Source organism: Cupriavidus sp. 01L46 (genome assembly GCF_056399905.1).
The window spans coordinates 1-15,811 of record NZ_JBFTSF010000223.1; the positions used below are offsets into that span (position 1 = coordinate 1).

At 62.2% G+C, this 15,811-nt stretch carries 15 protein-coding genes and 1 pseudogene; 4 read left to right on the plus strand and 12 right to left on the minus strand.

Going from position 1 to position 15,811, the window contains the following annotated elements; all coding sequences use genetic code 11:
* Positions 1–103, plus strand: a pseudogene (locus AC1DS3_RS28555) (short-chain dehydrogenase); the annotation flags it as partial.
* A 3-nt stretch (positions 104–106) separates the two neighbouring features.
* Here AC1DS3_RS28555 and AC1DS3_RS28560 read toward each other — a convergent pair.
* The 4 genes from AC1DS3_RS28560 to AC1DS3_RS28575 form a co-directional block, all read right to left on the minus strand.
* Complete coding sequence (locus AC1DS3_RS28560; RefSeq protein WP_477128417.1) at positions 107–574, minus strand: cupin domain-containing protein; 468 nt, start codon at positions 572–574, stop codon at positions 107–109.
* 213 nt (positions 575–787) lie between these two features.
* Positions 788–2,593, minus strand: coding sequence for a tetratricopeptide repeat protein (locus AC1DS3_RS28565; protein ID WP_441639888.1), 1,806 nt, complete (start codon positions 2,591–2,593; stop codon positions 788–790).
* A gap of 465 nt (positions 2,594–3,058) precedes the next feature.
* On the minus strand, positions 3,059–3,778 hold the full coding sequence (locus AC1DS3_RS28570) for a GntR family transcriptional regulator (protein ID WP_183034614.1): 720 nt from the start codon (positions 3,776–3,778) through the stop codon (positions 3,059–3,061).
* Between the two features lie 228 nt (positions 3,779–4,006).
* Entirely contained in the window at positions 4,007–4,981 is a 975-nt protein-coding gene (locus AC1DS3_RS28575) for a 2-dehydropantoate 2-reductase (RefSeq protein ID WP_441639889.1), read from the minus strand.
* A gap of 141 nt (positions 4,982–5,122) precedes the next feature.
* Here AC1DS3_RS28575 and AC1DS3_RS28580 point away from each other — a divergent pair, with 141 nt between their 5' ends.
* Positions 5,123–5,815 (plus strand): GntR family transcriptional regulator, encoded by a 693-nt coding sequence (locus tag AC1DS3_RS28580; protein ID WP_441639890.1) that lies wholly within the window; start codon positions 5,123–5,125, stop codon positions 5,813–5,815.
* Here the strand turns inward: AC1DS3_RS28580 and AC1DS3_RS28585 are convergent.
* Together AC1DS3_RS28585 and AC1DS3_RS28590 are read right to left on the minus strand one after the other, a co-directional pair.
* A complete protein-coding gene (locus AC1DS3_RS28585) occupies positions 5,780–6,667 on the minus strand; it encodes an EamA family transporter (protein ID WP_441639941.1) in 888 nt (295 codons plus the stop codon). The two genes, AC1DS3_RS28580 and AC1DS3_RS28585, sit on opposite strands and share 36 nt — an antisense overlap.
* Before the next feature lie 200 nt (positions 6,668–6,867).
* Positions 6,868–7,794, minus strand: a complete 927-nt coding sequence (locus tag AC1DS3_RS28590; protein WP_441639891.1) for a LysR family transcriptional regulator — start codon at positions 7,792–7,794, stop codon at positions 6,868–6,870.
* A gap of 101 nt (positions 7,795–7,895) precedes the next feature.
* Here AC1DS3_RS28590 and AC1DS3_RS28595 point away from each other — a divergent pair, with 101 nt between their 5' ends.
* Complete coding sequence (locus tag AC1DS3_RS28595) at positions 7,896–9,320, plus strand: aldehyde dehydrogenase family protein (RefSeq protein WP_441639892.1); 1,425 nt, start codon at positions 7,896–7,898, stop codon at positions 9,318–9,320.
* 360 nt (positions 9,321–9,680) lie between these two features.
* Here the strand turns inward: AC1DS3_RS28595 and AC1DS3_RS28600 are convergent, their stop codons facing one another.
* A complete protein-coding gene (locus tag AC1DS3_RS28600) occupies positions 9,681–9,866 on the minus strand; it encodes a hypothetical protein (RefSeq protein WP_477128418.1) in 186 nt (61 codons plus the stop codon).
* Positions 9,867–10,027: 161 nt separating this feature from the next.
* Positions 10,028–10,663, minus strand: coding sequence for a LysE/ArgO family amino acid transporter (locus AC1DS3_RS28605; protein WP_441639893.1), 636 nt, complete (start codon positions 10,661–10,663; stop codon positions 10,028–10,030).
* A gap of 73 nt (positions 10,664–10,736) precedes the next feature.
* Here AC1DS3_RS28605 and AC1DS3_RS28610 point away from each other — a divergent pair, with 73 nt between their 5' ends.
* Positions 10,737–11,633, plus strand: a complete 897-nt coding sequence (locus tag AC1DS3_RS28610) for a LysR family transcriptional regulator ArgP (protein ID WP_441639942.1) — start codon at positions 10,737–10,739, stop codon at positions 11,631–11,633.
* 303 nt (positions 11,634–11,936) lie between these two features.
* On the opposite strand, the gene AC1DS3_RS28615 is transcribed toward AC1DS3_RS28610, so the two are convergent.
* The 4 genes from AC1DS3_RS28615 to AC1DS3_RS28630 form a co-directional block, all read right to left on the minus strand.
* On the minus strand, positions 11,937–13,142 hold the full coding sequence (locus tag AC1DS3_RS28615; protein WP_441639894.1) for a porin: 1,206 nt from the start codon (positions 13,140–13,142) through the stop codon (positions 11,937–11,939).
* A gap of 783 nt (positions 13,143–13,925) precedes the next feature.
* Entirely contained in the window at positions 13,926–14,696 is a 771-nt protein-coding gene (locus AC1DS3_RS28620; RefSeq protein ID WP_477128419.1) for a GntR family transcriptional regulator, read from the minus strand.
* A 225-nt stretch (positions 14,697–14,921) separates the two neighbouring features.
* Positions 14,922–15,194 carry a hypothetical protein gene (locus AC1DS3_RS28625; protein WP_441639896.1) on the minus strand — a complete coding sequence of 91 codons (273 nt, stop codon included), beginning with the start codon at positions 15,192–15,194 and terminating at the stop codon, positions 14,922–14,924.
* A gap of 216 nt (positions 15,195–15,410) precedes the next feature.
* Positions 15,411–15,811, minus strand: a 401-nt coding sequence (locus AC1DS3_RS28630) for a helix-turn-helix transcriptional regulator (protein ID WP_477128420.1), incomplete at its 5' end; no start/stop codon positions are given.

Below are 15,811 nucleotides of genomic sequence, written 5' to 3' on the forward strand. Positions count from 1 at the left end.
CGTCGTGGGCGGCTCATCTGCACCGGCCGGTGGCTTCAGCGTGCTGGATGACGATGAATGGAACAAGGCATTGAGCCTGAACCTATTCCCGGCAGTGCGCATCGTTTCAGGGAAGCATATGGGTATCCCCGGCAGCCTGCGGCGGCAACTTGATTGCCAGCGCCTTGAAATCGCCRCTGGTTGCGATCGAACYCGCGTGCGCGACACCCTTTGGAATGATAATCAGGTCGCCCGGGCCGACCTCGCGCTGTTCACTGCCCAGCCAGAATGTGCCCTTTCCTGAAATGACATACTGGATCTCGTCGGCGCTGGTGTGGTAGTGCTTCGGAACGTTGCCCGATTGCACTGCAACKGTCCCTTGTGGCGTCGCCACCAGCCCTTTCGTACGTAGCGTGCCCATATTGGGAACCTGCGGTCCGATGTCTTCATTGCTCATGGCGACCAAGTTGAYGATCTGCGGCGCCAATGTGGCGGGCGGGATTTGCGCGTGGGCCGGCGRCAGTCCCGTATGGGCWGTAAGGTAGCCACAGGCAAAAGCRATTGGGACAGCGGAARGAGCGACAAAGCGATGCATATTCATCTCCCTTCGGTTGGTCTGCGAGCATTGGATCGCTACGATGCATAATTCGTGCGATACGGCTGGATTGTCTCACCGCGATCCGTGCCCAGAATTGAGGGGAAACCCGCAAGCACTGAATCAGCGACCTTCCGAAAGGGGGCCGCCCGAAGGAGATTCAGCGGCTCTGGCTGGCGGTTCCCGACCCCGCCCATCACAGAGCCTCGTCCTTCAGATCTGGTTGAACCCGACGCGGGATACCAGCGCAGAGAATCTGGGATCGAAGCGAGCGCTGTCGAAGGTAGGTTCTGTTCTGAGCTCAATGAAGTCAGGACTGTGCTCATCGTAGGCTTTTTCCAGCCAGCCGAGGGTCTGCTCTTTGTCCCCGAGCGAACCAAACACTTTCGCCATGTTGTAGGGGTGGACGTAGTGCTTTTCGGATTCCGTCTCCAGCGCATCCACGATTTGCTGCATGGCCGCTCTCATGTCGGCGGCAGCGTAGGTCTGGGCCAGCCCCGTCAGCGCCTCTGTGCTCCTCCCGGAAAGCGTTACAGCCTTCTGCATCTCCTCGATTGCGTCATGGAACAACTTCTGTTGCTGGTAGACCAATCCCAGCCTGAGGTGAAGCAGAAAATGGTTTGGATCGATTTCCAGGGCTTTACGAAGTTCTTCCCGTGCCTGATCGTATCGCCGAGCAAGGTACAAGATGATGGCAACAGATGAATTCAGCACTGAATTCAACGGATCCATCTGTTGGGACTGCCTGACCCTGGCAATGGCTTCTTCGGCTCTGCCTGCCATCATGAGATATTCCGCGTACCAATAATAGGCGATCGCGTGTCCTGGATTCAGTTCAATGGCGCGCAGAAAATCCTGTTCCAGATCGACCCAATCCCAATCGTGCAAACGCACATGGGCCAGTGACGCATAAGCCTCACCCAAATCGGGCTCAATCTGCAGCGCTTTCCTGGCCGCCATCTTTGCTTTATGAAACGTTTCGCGCGCAGGGCTCACGCCGCGACATGCAAGCATCGTGTAGGCATCGGCCACTCCATCATAGGCGGCCGCAAAGTTCGGCTGGTGTCCAATAGCGAGCTGAAAATACTCAATGCTCTTTCGCATTCCTTCTTCGGTGCGCTTGGACCAGAAGTGACGCCCCTTGAGATACGCCTCGTGCGCCTGCGCATCAATGGCAGGAGTACGGTCTAAACGCCCTTGCTCGTGCGGCGTGAGCTTGATCTCAATTTCGCGGGCAATTGCCTTGGCTACCTCGATCTGGAGTGCCAGGATGTCATGTCGGTTCCCCTCGTAGGTCTCGGCCCAAAGGTGCGTTTCGTCGCTTACCCGGATGAGCTGCGCCGCAACCCGTACCCGATCTCCGGCACGCCGGACGCTTCCCTCAAGCACGTGGGAAACCCCGAGGTCTTGGCCAATCTGATGAATGGTCTTGGTCGTGGATTTGTAGCGCATCGCCGAAGTCCGGGCGATGACACCCAGGCGCTCCGGGCTGAGCCGGGCAAGTTGGGTGATCATATCCTCGGTTAAGCCCTCACTGAAGTAATCATATTTGCCGCCGCCACCGAGACTTTCGAACGGAAGCACGACCAGTATCACTCGCCCCTCCGATAGCCATGAGTTATTTGGGAGTGGTAATGCTTCCGGTTCACTCGGTTCGCTTTCCACCAGCGCCCTGCCGTTAGGTTGCAAACGCCCCGCTCCATCCTCAGTGAGCGGCGGCCCTCCTGGGACAGCAGTGACCGGCCGGTGCCGGTTCCGATACAGCGCATCAGCCACAATGATCGCGATTCCAACAAAGACAATCGCCGGCCGGGCATCGAGCGCCAAGCGCGACAAATGCTCCACCCTCTCTGGCGCCGCAATATAGCGGATCAGTTGAGCGATGAATTCCTGCGGCGCGAAGCCGGTGATTGCCAGGAGGACGCCCCCAATGAACCATTCGCTAACCCGCGCTCGCAACATCGCCCACAGGTGCCTCGGTATTCGCTGTGGGGTTCGTCCGTCTTTTTCATCTTCCATGGCGTCCCCGCATAGAGTCGTGTCGACCAGGCGTTACGGTCCCTGACGCGGCACAGGAAGTCGGGAGATGGGCTAAGGCGTACACGCCGTCGCAATCTTCGCGCGGCGTTCTCTATGCCTACACAAACAACGCTCATTGTTTCTGTGGCGAGAGGTAGCGCAGCGCTGCGGTCCGCTAGTAACCTTCAAGTGACTCGAACGATTCGTGCGCGCGGGAGGATCAAGAGAATTGCAATTCGTAGCACACCAACATAGCTACATGAATAACTATCTACTTTCCTTAGACGAAAATCTACGCACCATCGCGCAGCCCCCCAGCCGCTCCAGTGGATTCGCCCCCTCGGAGGGGGCGTTGCGGAGAAAGGAATTTCTTTCGAATGTAAGAATCGGGGCAGATTTTGTTAACGGCCAGGACGATGTCCGCCGTTCTTTATTGCCAGAGGCAGGCACCTCAGGTTTCAGCCTTCAATCCAGGAAGTCGCAGTTCTTCTCGACATAGTCAGCCAGATCCAGCGAATGCTGGCGCACCAGCTTCTCGGCCAGTTCGGTGTCGCGTTTTTCCAGCGCCTCGATGATGCGCAGGTGATCGACGATGGAGCGCGAAGCACGATCGCTTTGCGAGATCGTCATCTTCCGGATGGCGCGCACATGGATAAAGATGTTCTTGATCGAATCCATGATGATCTGCGACTTCGACAACTGCACGATCGCCTGGTGGAAGGCGATGTTCGCGTCGGAGTATTCCTCGATATGCTCGGCCGGCGTGGCATCGCGGAAGCTGTCGAACATATGGCGCAGTTGCGCGATCTCCTGGTCGCTGGCGTTCAGCGTGGCCAGGCGCGCGGCCATGCTCTCSAGCGCGGCCCACACCTGGATCATCTCGACGATCTCACGCTTGGTCTTGCGCATGATGTAGATGCCGCGGCGCGGCACGGTGCGCAGGAAACCTTCCTGCTCCAGCAGCGTCATGGCTTCGCGGATCGGGGTGCGGCTCACGCCCAGCGCCTCGCTCAGGACTCGCTCGTCCAGCCGGATTTCCTCGGTCGACTGATAGATGTCGGCGTCGGCAATGGCCTGGCGCAGCATGGCGTATGCCTGGTCGCGCAGGCTGGCACCGGCGTTGATGGGTTGGAGGGACAGGGTCAGTGCAGCAGGCTGGACCGCGGATTGAGTTTGCGCAGACATGAATGGGCTCTTGTTGAAACCAGCGCCGCGGCGGACGGGACGGTCGCCTGCGGCTTCCCGCTTAGCTTACCAAAAGCAGCCATTGCATGAGCTGAATGCATAGGAAAATGCACAATTGATATAAATCGGCTGCCAGGGTGGCGGTTTTACGTATATGGTATATCAGATGGTGCGCCGCCGAAACCGGCCGGCGCCATCCTTTCTTCCCGACCGGCCCGGCATCCGCGCTCAAGCCGCCTGCGCCATCCGTTCACGCTGCTTGATCAGGCCCAGCACCGCGTCCACCATCGGCGTGGGCTGCTCCACCAACCGGCCCATTTCCTGCACCACCGTCAGCAGGGGGTCGATCTCCATGGCCCGCCCTGCCTCCAGGTCCTGCAGCATGGAAGTCTTGTGGGCCCCAACCGCGCCGGCACCGTCGATGCGGCGCTCCACATCAACCCGGAACCGCACGCCAAAGCGTTCCGCAATCGCTTGCGCTTCCAGCATCATTGCGCGCGATAGCCCACGGGTGGCCGGATCGGCAGTGATGATATCCAGCGTGGCATGCGTGAGCGCGCTGATCGGGTTGAAGCACAGGTTGCCCCACAACTTGAGCCAGATCTCGTCGCGGATATTGTCGCGGATGGGTGCCTCCAGGCCGCCGGCCACCATCATTTCGCTCAGGTGGCTCACACGCGCCGACTTGCTGCCGTCGGGCTCGCCCAGCGGGAATTTCTTGCCATAGACATGGCGGATCACGCCGGGCGCGGCGATCTCGGCGGCGGGATAGAGCACACAGCCGATCGCCCGCTCCGGCCCCAGGCCGCGCCACTGGCGCCCGCCCGGGTCGACGCTTTCCAGCCTGGTGCCCGCGAGCGGGCCGCCGTGCTGATGGAAGTACCAGTAAGGGATGCCGTTGACGCCCGTCACCACCGCCGTCCTGGGACCAAGCAACGGCTGCATCAGGTCCACCACGCCCGGCACGGAATGCGCTTTCAGGGTGATGAACACATAGTCCTGCGGCCCCAGCGTGGCCGGGTCGTCGGTGCAATTGACCTTGGCCACCCTCTCCTCGCCCTCGCTCAGCAGCCGCAGGCCGTTGGCGCGCATGGCGGCCAGGTGGGCGCCACGTGCGACCAGGCTGACCTCGGCGCCCGCCATTGCCAGCTGGACGCCGAGATAGCCGCCGATGGCGCCGGCGCCATAGATACACACTTTCATGATGTCGTCTCCCGGTTGTTTTATGGATGCATGTCTTGATATATCACATACTATATTCCACCTGCGGGTATCATGTGCGACGCAGATCAACGCACGACAATGCACAACAACGAACAATCACAACGGGATCCCACCCGCCCAATGATTTCCGCAGATCCAGCCGGCGCGGCCGGCACCGGCCCCGACGCCTCGCTGCCCCGCGCCGAGCGGGCCTATCAGCACCTGCGCAACGCGATCCAGGCCGGGCAACTGCCCTCCGGTACCCGCCTGCGCGAAGTGGAGCTAGCTGCCTCGCTGGGGCTGTCGCGCACGCCGGTGCGCGAAGCGCTGTCGCGGCTGGAATCCGAAGGCCTGGTCGTCAACGAGCCTAACCGGGGCATGATGGTGACCCAGCTCGACGCCAGCATGGTGAGCGAGCTCTATGTCATGCGCGAGGTGCTGGAAGGCACCGCCGCCGCGCTCGCAGCGCGCCGCGCTACCGATGTGGAAATCTCGCTGCTGCGCGACATCGTCCAGCGCGACCTGGCCATCGCCGACCAGCCCGACAAGCTCGCCGCCAACAACCGGCTCTTCCACGAAACGCTGCACCGCTGCGCGCACAACCGCTACCTGCTCAAGACCTTGCGCTCGCTGCACGAGTCGATGGCACTGCTGGGACGCACCACGCTGGCGCTGCCGGGACGCGCCCGGGTCTCCTACGAAGATCACATCGCGCTAGTGGAAGCCCTGGAGCAACGCGACCCCGCGCTGGCCGAGCAAATCACGCGCCGGCACATCCAGCAGGCGTACAAGGCGCGGCTATCGATGTGGATCGAGGAACAGTCCGAGCCCTGAATCCTGAGCCCTGAGTTCTGGCATGCGAGCGGCCCCCAGGATCAGCGCCACCGCACCAAACGTCTGCGGCGCGATCTGCTCGCTGCCCAGCCACGCGCCCACGGCCAGCGCCACCGGCGGGTTCACGTAGACATAGCTTGAGGAAACCGTCGGCGAGACGTTTGCCACCAGGTACATATAGGCGGAAAACGCCACCAGCGACCCAGCCACCACCAGGTAGACCCACGCCCACCACGCCTGGCTGCTGACCGTCCGCGGCCAGGACTCGCCGAACGCAACAGACAGGATCAGCAAGATTGCCCCGCCCAGCAGCATCTCGGCGGCAAACGCCACCGCGCCCTGCGGCAAATCCAGGCGCCTGGCGATCTGCGAACCGAACGACCAGCTGCCGGTGGCCACCAGCAAAGCCATGACGCCCGTGGCACTCGCGCGAAACTCCGCGCCGCCGGTCAGCACCAGGATGCCCGCGCTGCCCAGCGCAATGGCCAGCACTTCGTACCAGCGCGGCCGCGCGCCAAAGCAAATTCCCCAGAACAAGCCAAAGATCGGCATCGCGCCAATCATCACGGTGGTCGCCCCGGACGAGATGGTCTGCTCCGCGACCGCCGTCAGCCCCATCCCGCCGACCAGCAGGAAACCAGCCAGCACCCCGCAATTGCGCAGCTGGCGCAAGGTCGGCATGGCGGCGCCGCGATAGCGCAGCCACAGCGCCAGCAACAAGCCGGCGCAGAGAAAACGCGAGCCCATCATCAGGAACGGCGGAAAGCTCTCCAGGGTGAAACGGATGGCGAGATAAGTCGTGCCCCAGACCAGGTAGGTAATCAGCAGGCAGAGCAGCAAGCGGGGGGAGATGGTGGGCACGGGAAGACCGGGAGAAAGCACAGGGGGCTCTCACGATAGCGCGATCCGGTGCGCCCGCAAAAGGAAAATGACTCGCAAGGCTTGTGAGCCGATCTCACAAGGATGCGCAGGACGGCTGCGCCGGAGGCAGTGTGAAGTGCGGTGCGGATGCACACGCACTGCACGCGCGACGACACAGCGACACGCTCAAATCAGCCTGCTTGAACTCCTCGCGACGGCACCCCGGCCAAGCCCAGCTCATGAACCAAGCTGATGAGCGCACGCACCCGCGCAGGCACGAAACGGTGGCCTGAGTAGTACATCCTCAGCCCGCCGAACGACGGGCACCACGGCACCAGCACCGGCACCAGCGCGCCGGCCTTCAGCTCTTCTTCGATGAACCACTCGGAGATGAAGCCCGTACCCAGCCCGAGCAGCACCGCCTGCTTGATGGCCGGCAGCTCGTTCAGCGCTAGGCGCACGGGCAGATCCATTTGCAGCTTCTGGCCGCCTTTTGCCAGCTCCCAGTGATAGATGCCGCCGTGCGACATGCGCATGCCGATGCTCTGGTGCTGGAGCAGGTCGCGCGGGTGCCTGGGGGTGCCGTGGCGCGCCAGGTACTCTGGAGTTGCCACCACGAGCATGCGGATGTCGCGCGAGAGCGGCACGGCGATCATGTCCTGCGGCACGGATTCGGCGAGGCGGATGCCCGCATCGAAGCCTTCGGCCACGATGTCGATCATGCGCGACTCGCTCACGATGTCGATGCGTACCTCGGGATAGCGCTGCGCGTATTGCAGGAAGAGCGGCTCCAACAGCAGGGATGCCGCGCCCTGCGGCGCGTTGATGCGCAGCGTACCGCTCGGCGCGTCGGGGCCGGTGCCGGCTTCTTCGCCCGCGCTTTGGATTTCGGCCAGTGCCGGCGCAATCCGCTCCACATAGCGTCGCCCGGCATCGGTAAGCGCCACGCTGCGCGTCGAGCGGTTGAACAGCCGCACCTTCAGGCGTGCCTCCGGCCCGGCCACGGCGCTGCTCACGGCGGTGGTGGACATGCCCAGCTCCTGCGCCGCGCCGCGAAAGCTGTTGCGGCGCGCGACGGCCAGAACCACTTCCAGCTCGGTCATTCCTGTTCTGTGCATGTATTGTCCTGAATTTACGGATACCTCATCAGCCTCAAGACGGCTTATCAGAACAATAAACCATTCCTAAACTTCGTTGCATCGATCCCCAAGGAGCCACCATGCAACGCATTGAGCACATCTACATCAACGGCGAATTCGTCACGCCACACGGCCAGGAATGGTTCGACCTCCACAACCCGAGTACCGAGGAAGTCATCGGCCAGGTGCGGCTGGGCGATGCGCAGGACGCGCAGCGCGCCATCGCGGCAGCACAGGCTGCATTCCCGGCCTGGTCACGCACCACGCGCGCGGAGCGCATTGCGGCCCTGCAGCGCATGTACCGGGCCGTGGCCGCGCGCAAAGACGCGCTGATGGAGGCCATCCTGATGGAATACGGCGCACCCTCAGTACGCGGGCAGTGGATGGCAACGTATCCTGCCGACGTCATTGCCCAGGCGATCGACACACTGGAGTCCTTCGCGTTCGAGGAAAAGGTAGGCGCGGCCACGGTAATCCAGACGCCTGTGGGCGTCGCGGGCCTGATCACGCCATGGAACAGCAATGCGGGGTTCATCTGCAACAAGCTGGCCACCGCGCTGGCAGCCGGTTGCACCGCCGTCATCAAGCCCAGCGAGATGAGCGCGCTGCAGACGCAGATCGTGGCCGAAGCACTGCACGAAGCCGATCTGCCCCCAGGCGTGTTCAACATCGTCAACGGCCGCGGCGAAGTGGTCGGCGAGGAGATCGCGCGCAACCCCGGCATCGCCAAGATCTCGTTCACGGGCTCGTCCGCCGTGGGCCAGCACCTGGTGACCACGGGCGCCGCCACGATGAAGCGCGTGACACTGGAGCTGGGCGGCAAGTCGCCCACCGTGGTACTCGATGACGCAGACTTCACCGCCATCATGCCGCTCGTGCTCCAAGCAGGGTTCATGAACAGCGGCCAAGCCTGCATCGCCGGCACGCGCATCCTCGTGCCGCGCAGCCGCCTGACCGAATTCGAGCAGATCGCGAAAGTAGCTGTCTCTCATGTCCAATCCGGCGACCCGCGCCAGGCCGACACCGACATCGGCCCGATGGTGAGCAAGAAGCAATGGGAGCGGGTGCAGAACTACATCCACCTCGGGCAGGAAGAAGGTGCGACCTTGCTGGCAGGCGGTGAAGGCCGCCCCGATGGCCTGCACGCCGGATGGTTCGTGAAGCCCACGCTCTTTACCCGTGCCAACAACCAGATGCGCATCGCGCGCGAGGAAATCTTCGGCCCCGTGCTGACCATCATCCCCTACGAGGACGAAGCCGATGCGATCGCCATTGCCAACGACACGCGCTATGGCCTGAGCGCCCTGGTGCTGGGCACAAACCCGGAAAGCTGCGAACGTGTGGCGCGCCAGATCGATGCGGGCCGCGTGCTCGTCAACACCCTGGCCAACGAGCCGCGCGCGCCCTTCGGCGGCTTCAAGCATTCGGGGCTGGGGCGCGAAATGGGCCGCTGGGGCATGAGCGCGTACTTGGAACCCAAGACCTTGCTGGTGAGCGCAGGCTGAACCTTCCAGGAATCCTTGTCTGACGCCCGCAGGGCGCCCGCGTATTTCCCGACAATCGTGCGGCACCCKAGCTGTTGGGCTTCTACACCGTGCGCGGTGCTGAAATAAAAAAACCGGCCAAAAGGCGCTGCGCTCCTCGGAGCGACGCGTTGGCCGGTTTTGCCGCGCGAAAGCGTTCCGCGCCGGTTTGACAGGTGCCTGCTGTCCCTCGCCAGGACAGATGCGTTAGCGCATCTCCGCGACGGGCAGCATTTAAGCCGTCAAACCAAAACTACATACATCAACAACAAACTACAACAGTTAACTACGACGTACTACGGCAGCATTCACTCTTGAATCTTGATGTCGGTGCTCGGGCGATCAGCCGTTCGCGAAGACGATCTTTGCCTTGCGTGCCTGGTTCTGAAGGCGGCCCAGCACGGATTGCACGGCGGCGATGGCGCTCTTCACGTCGTCGACGAAGGCCGGGCTGCGGGGACCCAGTTCGCGTTCGATCAGTTCGCGTTCGAGTTGGTCGGTMATCTTGATGTCGGATTGGGTGTTCATGGCTTTCTTCCTTTCAGGGATAACCCTCATCGGGTTTTCCCTAATTGTAGCAAATAAAATGACGCAGAGCAGCATTAGGTGATAGTACGTACCGAGCACCACGGCGAATGCTGAAAAACGCAACCATGAGATGTCGCCTATTCGACGCACCTGGAAGCACCTCACACCCCTTGGAATACGTGACGCACCAGCAGAGCGGACAACACGAACATAGTCGTCCCGATGAGACCATCCAGCACCTGCCAAGCCCTCGGCCGGGCGAACCACGGCGCCAGCCAGCGCGCGCCAAAGCCCAGAAGCCCGAACCAGAATAGGCTGGCAAAACTGGCGCCCGCCACAAACCAGCCTCGCAGCGCCACCGGTTGCTGGGCACCGATGCTGCCCACCAGCAGCACCGTATCCAGATAAACATGGGGATTGAGCAGCGTGAACGCCGCCGCCTGTGCCAACGCGGCACCCTTGCTGAGACCCTTCTCACCGTCAGGTGCTTTCAATTGGTGAGCATGCCGCGCACGGCGCAGTGCCTGCCATCCATATATCGCCAGGAAGACGGCACCGGCCAGCGCCAGGACACGCGCGAGCCCGGGGCGCTCCCCCAGTGCCTGGGCCATGCCCATGACACCCGCTGCAATCAGCAACGCGTCCGCCATGGCGCACAACAGCACCACGCTGCCCACATGCTCACGACGCAGGCCCTGGCGCAGTACGAATGCATTCTGTGCGCCGATGGCCACGATGAGCCCCAGGCTCAGGGCCAGGCCTTGGAGGGAAACGGATAAGGCAAGCGAAGTATTCATGCATCCAGCTTGCCTGCATTGACGGATGAAGACAAACTACCTTTTCTTCATTCGATTTAGCCAAACTTATCTGATGCTTGACTACTCTGCCCTATCTGCCTTGGCTGCCGTGGTTCGGGAGGGTAGCTTCGAGCGTGCAGCCCGCGCTCTCCATGTGACGCCATCGGCAATTTCGCAGCGCGTTCGGGTGCTGGAGGAACGCGTAGGCTGCGCGCTGGTGGTGCGCGATCAGCCCTGCCGGGCCACGGAGACGGGCCGCCGGCTTTGCCAACACATTGACCGTGTGCGGCTGCTCGAGCAGGAATTGCAAGGGGCTCTGCCAGCGCTTGCCCCGGAGGGCATGGCACGGGTAGCGCTGCCCATTGCGGTGAATGCCGACAGCCTGGCCACCTGGGTCGCGCCGGCCATCGCCGCCTTCGCTGCAGAAAGTCCCGTGCTGATGGAGGTGGCCGTGGATGACCAGGACCACACTACGGAGTGGCTGCGCAGCGGCGCAGTGCTCGCCGCCGTAACGGCCACAGCCCGTCCTGCCGCTGGCTGCAACAGCCATCCGCTGGGCTCCATGCGCTACCTGGCGGCCGCCAGCCCGGCTTTCAGCCAACGCCATTTCGGCGATGGAGTGGGCGCTGGCAGCCTGGCGCTGGCACCCAGCCTAGTGTTCAACACCAAAGACGAGTTGCAGGCGCGGTGGGCGCGGCGTTTGTGCCATCGGCACGTGGAGCTTCCCCGGCACACGCTGCCTTCGTCCCACGCCTTTGTGACCGCGGCATTGGCTGGCATGGGCTGGGGCTTGCATCCGGAGGCACTGATCGCCCCTCATCTCGAGGACGGTTCGCTCGTCGAGTTGGTGCCGAACACCCCGCTTGATGTACCGCTTCACTGGCAACACGCACGGGCGGCGTCGGGGTTGCTCGAAGGTTTGAATCGCGAGGTTCTCGCCGCCGCCCGCGCCGCGCTGTTACCGCCCTGAGTGGCGCCGGGGCGGACTCGAACCCCAGGCGCGTAGCAGGAAACCGCAAGCTTTGCTCGCTCGATTGTATGTGGGCCGCATCGCAGGCAACGCGCCGCTCACGGTGCACGCAGCCAAGGGATTGTGCGCCGCCCTCGCTGCCCGGGCTCGGGCAGCAGGCCTTCCATTGCTGCTCGCCCCACGTCTGTCAGATCGCTCGCGCATGGTCTCGTCTTGCCCGCCATGCTTGCCTGCCGCTCTCGGTGTTCTTCTTTCGACATCCCGCTTTCGGAACACCTCTGCAGCGAATCTTCAAGCCGTCTCTCAGAACTTGTGGCGAATACCTGCGGCGACACCGAGCATGTTGCTTTGGCCGCTGGCAAGTGTGTAGCTATTGCCAAGGGAAAGGCTGTTCGCGTAGGCGATCATCGCGGAATCCAGCCCCAGGCCGGCGTTTTTTGCATATGCCGTGGTCAAGTAGACGTCAGTCCGCTTGGAGAGGGCGTAATCGGCGATGAAAGCAACTTGCCATGGGTTCGGGGTCGATGTGTTCGCGAAAAAGCGCTTGACGTGGTCATAGTTGTATTCGAGCGTCAGGCCAAGCGCCGGCGTCACCTGGTAGTTGGCGCCGATCCAGTAGAGGTCGTCGCGTTCAAGCAGGCTGCCATTCTGGTCCTTGTTCTGACCCCAGCGGTAGCCGCCCATGATCTTTGCCTGGCCAAACGCATAGCTTGCCGCGATCGTTGCCTTCTTGAAGCTTCCGCTCCCGAGGACAGCAGCGTTCAAGGGGTTCGAAATGGTGGGGTTGAACTGGTCGTAAGCGACAGCCACGCCGACAGGGCCGGAAATGTAGGTCAAGGCCGCACCATAGGCGGTATCGCGACGGAACTGGCCCGGGACTTCGCCGTTACCACCTAGAAGCGGGCCATTGGCCACCGTCGTCGGCAATGCCAGGCCGGTACCGAAGGACCAGTGCGCCAGTGCGGTGACCGGGCCGAACCGACCGGTGTACTTGACAGTGTTGTCCTCGCGGAAGTTCGCGCCGGTCAGCATCACGATCGGTTCATACTGGGTGGCAAAGGCTGCCGGTACAAAGTTCGCGAGGCCTTCGAACATCGAGGTGTACTGCCGGCCAAAAGTCAGTTGGCCATACTGCGAGCTTTGCATGCCCACGTAAGCTTGGCGACCGAACAGGCGGCCACCCTGCTGCGACGTGCCGGTATCCAGGTTAAAGCCGCTTTCCAAGACAAAAATGGATTTCAGCCCGTTGCCGAGATCTTCCACGCCGCGCAAGCCCCAACGCGATCCAGACAGGCCGCCAGAGTCCATGCGGTACGCATTGTTGGACGGGCCCGCATTGAACTTGTTGGCTGCGCTTGGCACGGTGCCGACGTGGCTGGCAAACTCGACGTTCATATCCACCACGCCATATAGCGTCACGCTGCTCTGCGCATGGGCGCCGCCAGTGCAGATGACGCCCGCAGCGATGAGCGCACTATTAAACTTGCTCCTCTTGCTGAATGATCCCATTGTCTCTTCTCCTCTAGGTTTTTTTACACCCCTGGCGCAATCACAGCGAACGAAGCGTTCGTAGAGCTCCGCATAGCCATCTGCAGACGCCCTCACGACCGAATTGATGCCGATCACGCCACCAGCGCCCGGGTTGTTGTCGACGTTTGTCCTTCTCCATGTCGTGCCCGGCTGTCCATAAGCCGACCATCGCCGCGAGAGATCTCAGTGCCACGAAACGTTCGATCACGGCCGGCGCGCTTCAGCAGCTTCCCCTACCGATCAACGCCCTATTCCAGCCTCGGGTGTGGACCATGATATCAGCCGGAAATAGTTTTTGTCGACATGAATAATACTGACTGAAACGCGTCGCACATCGAGAGCGCGTGCGATGACAGCGGCGGGATAGCCAGCGCAGTCGGGCGCGCGGCGCTGGCCTTGGCGCGGCGCTGGGGCGAACCCGCGGTCACTGCCACGCTTAAGTTTTTGGAAGATTCTGAGGTGACGCGCATCGGCAGGTGCTTTGGCTCGCTCTCTCGCGTGCGCAGCAGGTGATTGAGCCGCCGGTCTAGCCGGTGCCGAAGAGCCGGTGTCGTTCTGGGGAATTCGATTCGGGCAAAGCCCATTTGCGATGCAGCGCAGCTCTTGAGACGCTGCTAACCCGTGCTGATGTCTCCCGGCGGGAGCCATACTCGCGAGCTGATATCGCGGTCTTCGCTGGCTACCTGCGGATAGCGAGGATGACTAGACGAGGATGACTAGAGAGCCATGGCGGGCAGTCTTGCCCGCGCGGGCTTAGAAGGCCTACGCCAGCACAGCGCTGCGGCCGACAACGCTGCCCTTGCCTTTCTGGACGCCGGATGACAGCGCACGGACTGCAGCTTCCCGGGAGTTTCCGATGCGCTTGTGCGCGGTCTGCAAGACCGCTTCGATGTCCCGCTTGGTTACGGCGCGCTGCAGGGCACGCCAGGTCTTGAGGGAATTCTCCAGCGAGCCGGGATGGGATGCGAGCCCCAGCCGCACATAGCGCAGGACCCGCAGCGAGATAGAGTTCAGCACCTCCCCTACCAGCCGGTTGCTGGACAGATCAGCCATGGCCATGTTTGCCAGGAAGGTCACGCTGATATAGGCGTCCACCGATTCCTCGGCGGCCTTGCTGAACTGCGGAATGAATTGCTCGAACAATGCTTCCAGCGCGTCCGCGCGCTCTTCCATCAACTGTCTGAGCAGGATCTCGAACAGCGCGTCCCGCACGACGTAGATATCCCGCAGGTCCTGGGCATTGGGCTCGGTGACGATGGCACCGCGCCGGGGACGGAACTCAATCAAACGCTCCCGCTCCAGAATGCGCAAGGCCTCGCGCACAGGAGCGCGGCTGACCGCCAGGACCTCGCTGATGTCTTTCTCCAGCAAGCGCTGGCCTGCGTGGATCACGTCGATCGTAATCAGGCCCGCCAGCCGTACCGCGATCTGGTCAGCGACTGATGCCGACCAGTCGCGTCCATGCATAAGCGCCTGCTCGACAGCCAGCGTGACCGGATTCTGCGGTATTTGCGGTGCAAGCAGCGACTGCAATTCCGGCGTGTTGGTAGTCTTGAGCCTGCCCATGAATGGTAAGTCCTTCCGATGATTGGGGAACGGGTCGGGTGCCGCCCTTGGTCGGCACGACACCGCTTGCAGCGCCCAGGATCTTACCTCACGTGGAGAATCAGGCAGATTGCGGGTACCGCAAGAGCCAACGGGACCCACCGCGCTCGCGGCAAAGCGGCGCAAGACGCCGGCCGCAGCTTGCGTGTTCTGCTACCGAGCCTGCTCGTCGGATCCGGGAAGCGCATCGATGTTCAGGTATTTGCGCACGATGTACCCGTCCTTTTCCCACACAATCAGATCGGTCAACAGCATTGCTGCCGTGGCATAGGACAGCCGCTCGGCGAGCCAGCAAAATCCCTTGCAGATCACCCAGCCCATCCGGCGGAGGTACGGACCATTGCCTGTTGGCTTATCGTCTGTCGCTGTGATGCCTCTCTCGTCCAAGGCTGTGCGCATGGCCAGCGATTCTTCTGAGCAGAACACGGAAGCTTGCCTCCTTGGTAACCAAGCATGCGCTGCTTTTCCCGATGCCATACCAGGAAAGCTGCGCCGGCTCCATGGTACTTCTTTTTATTTTTGTCGACAATATAAAATTCAAATCCGAGTTGGCTCCGCTGCGAGGACTTCGATCTCTCCGGTGGCGGCTCACTTAGCGGCTGCCGCTGGCGATGGCCTGACGCGGCTTAAGCCCTGCTAGGGTTATGCTCCGGTCGTCTGTGAAGGTGCCGTCTGCCGGCGCAATGTGCCGCGTGCCGCCCTGCTTTCCTTGGGGCTGCAGCCAAATTGCGCGTGATACCAGCGCGAGAATCCGCTCGGCGCGGAAAAACCAAGCAGGGTCGCCACCTCCGTCAACGGACGATCGCTCTCGGTGACATGGCGTATGGCGAGTTCCGTACGGATGTCGTTCACGATCGACGAGAAGCTCTGTTCCTGTTCTGCCAGCCGGCGCTGGACCGTGCGGCACACCACGCCCAGATGCTCCGCAACCTGTTCGATGCTGCAGCGCCCGCTAGGCAACAGCAGCAGGATCATGCGCCGCACGTCCTCAGGCATTGTCGCCTGGTGCGACATGGAAGACGCGTCTATCAACTGCTGTGCGT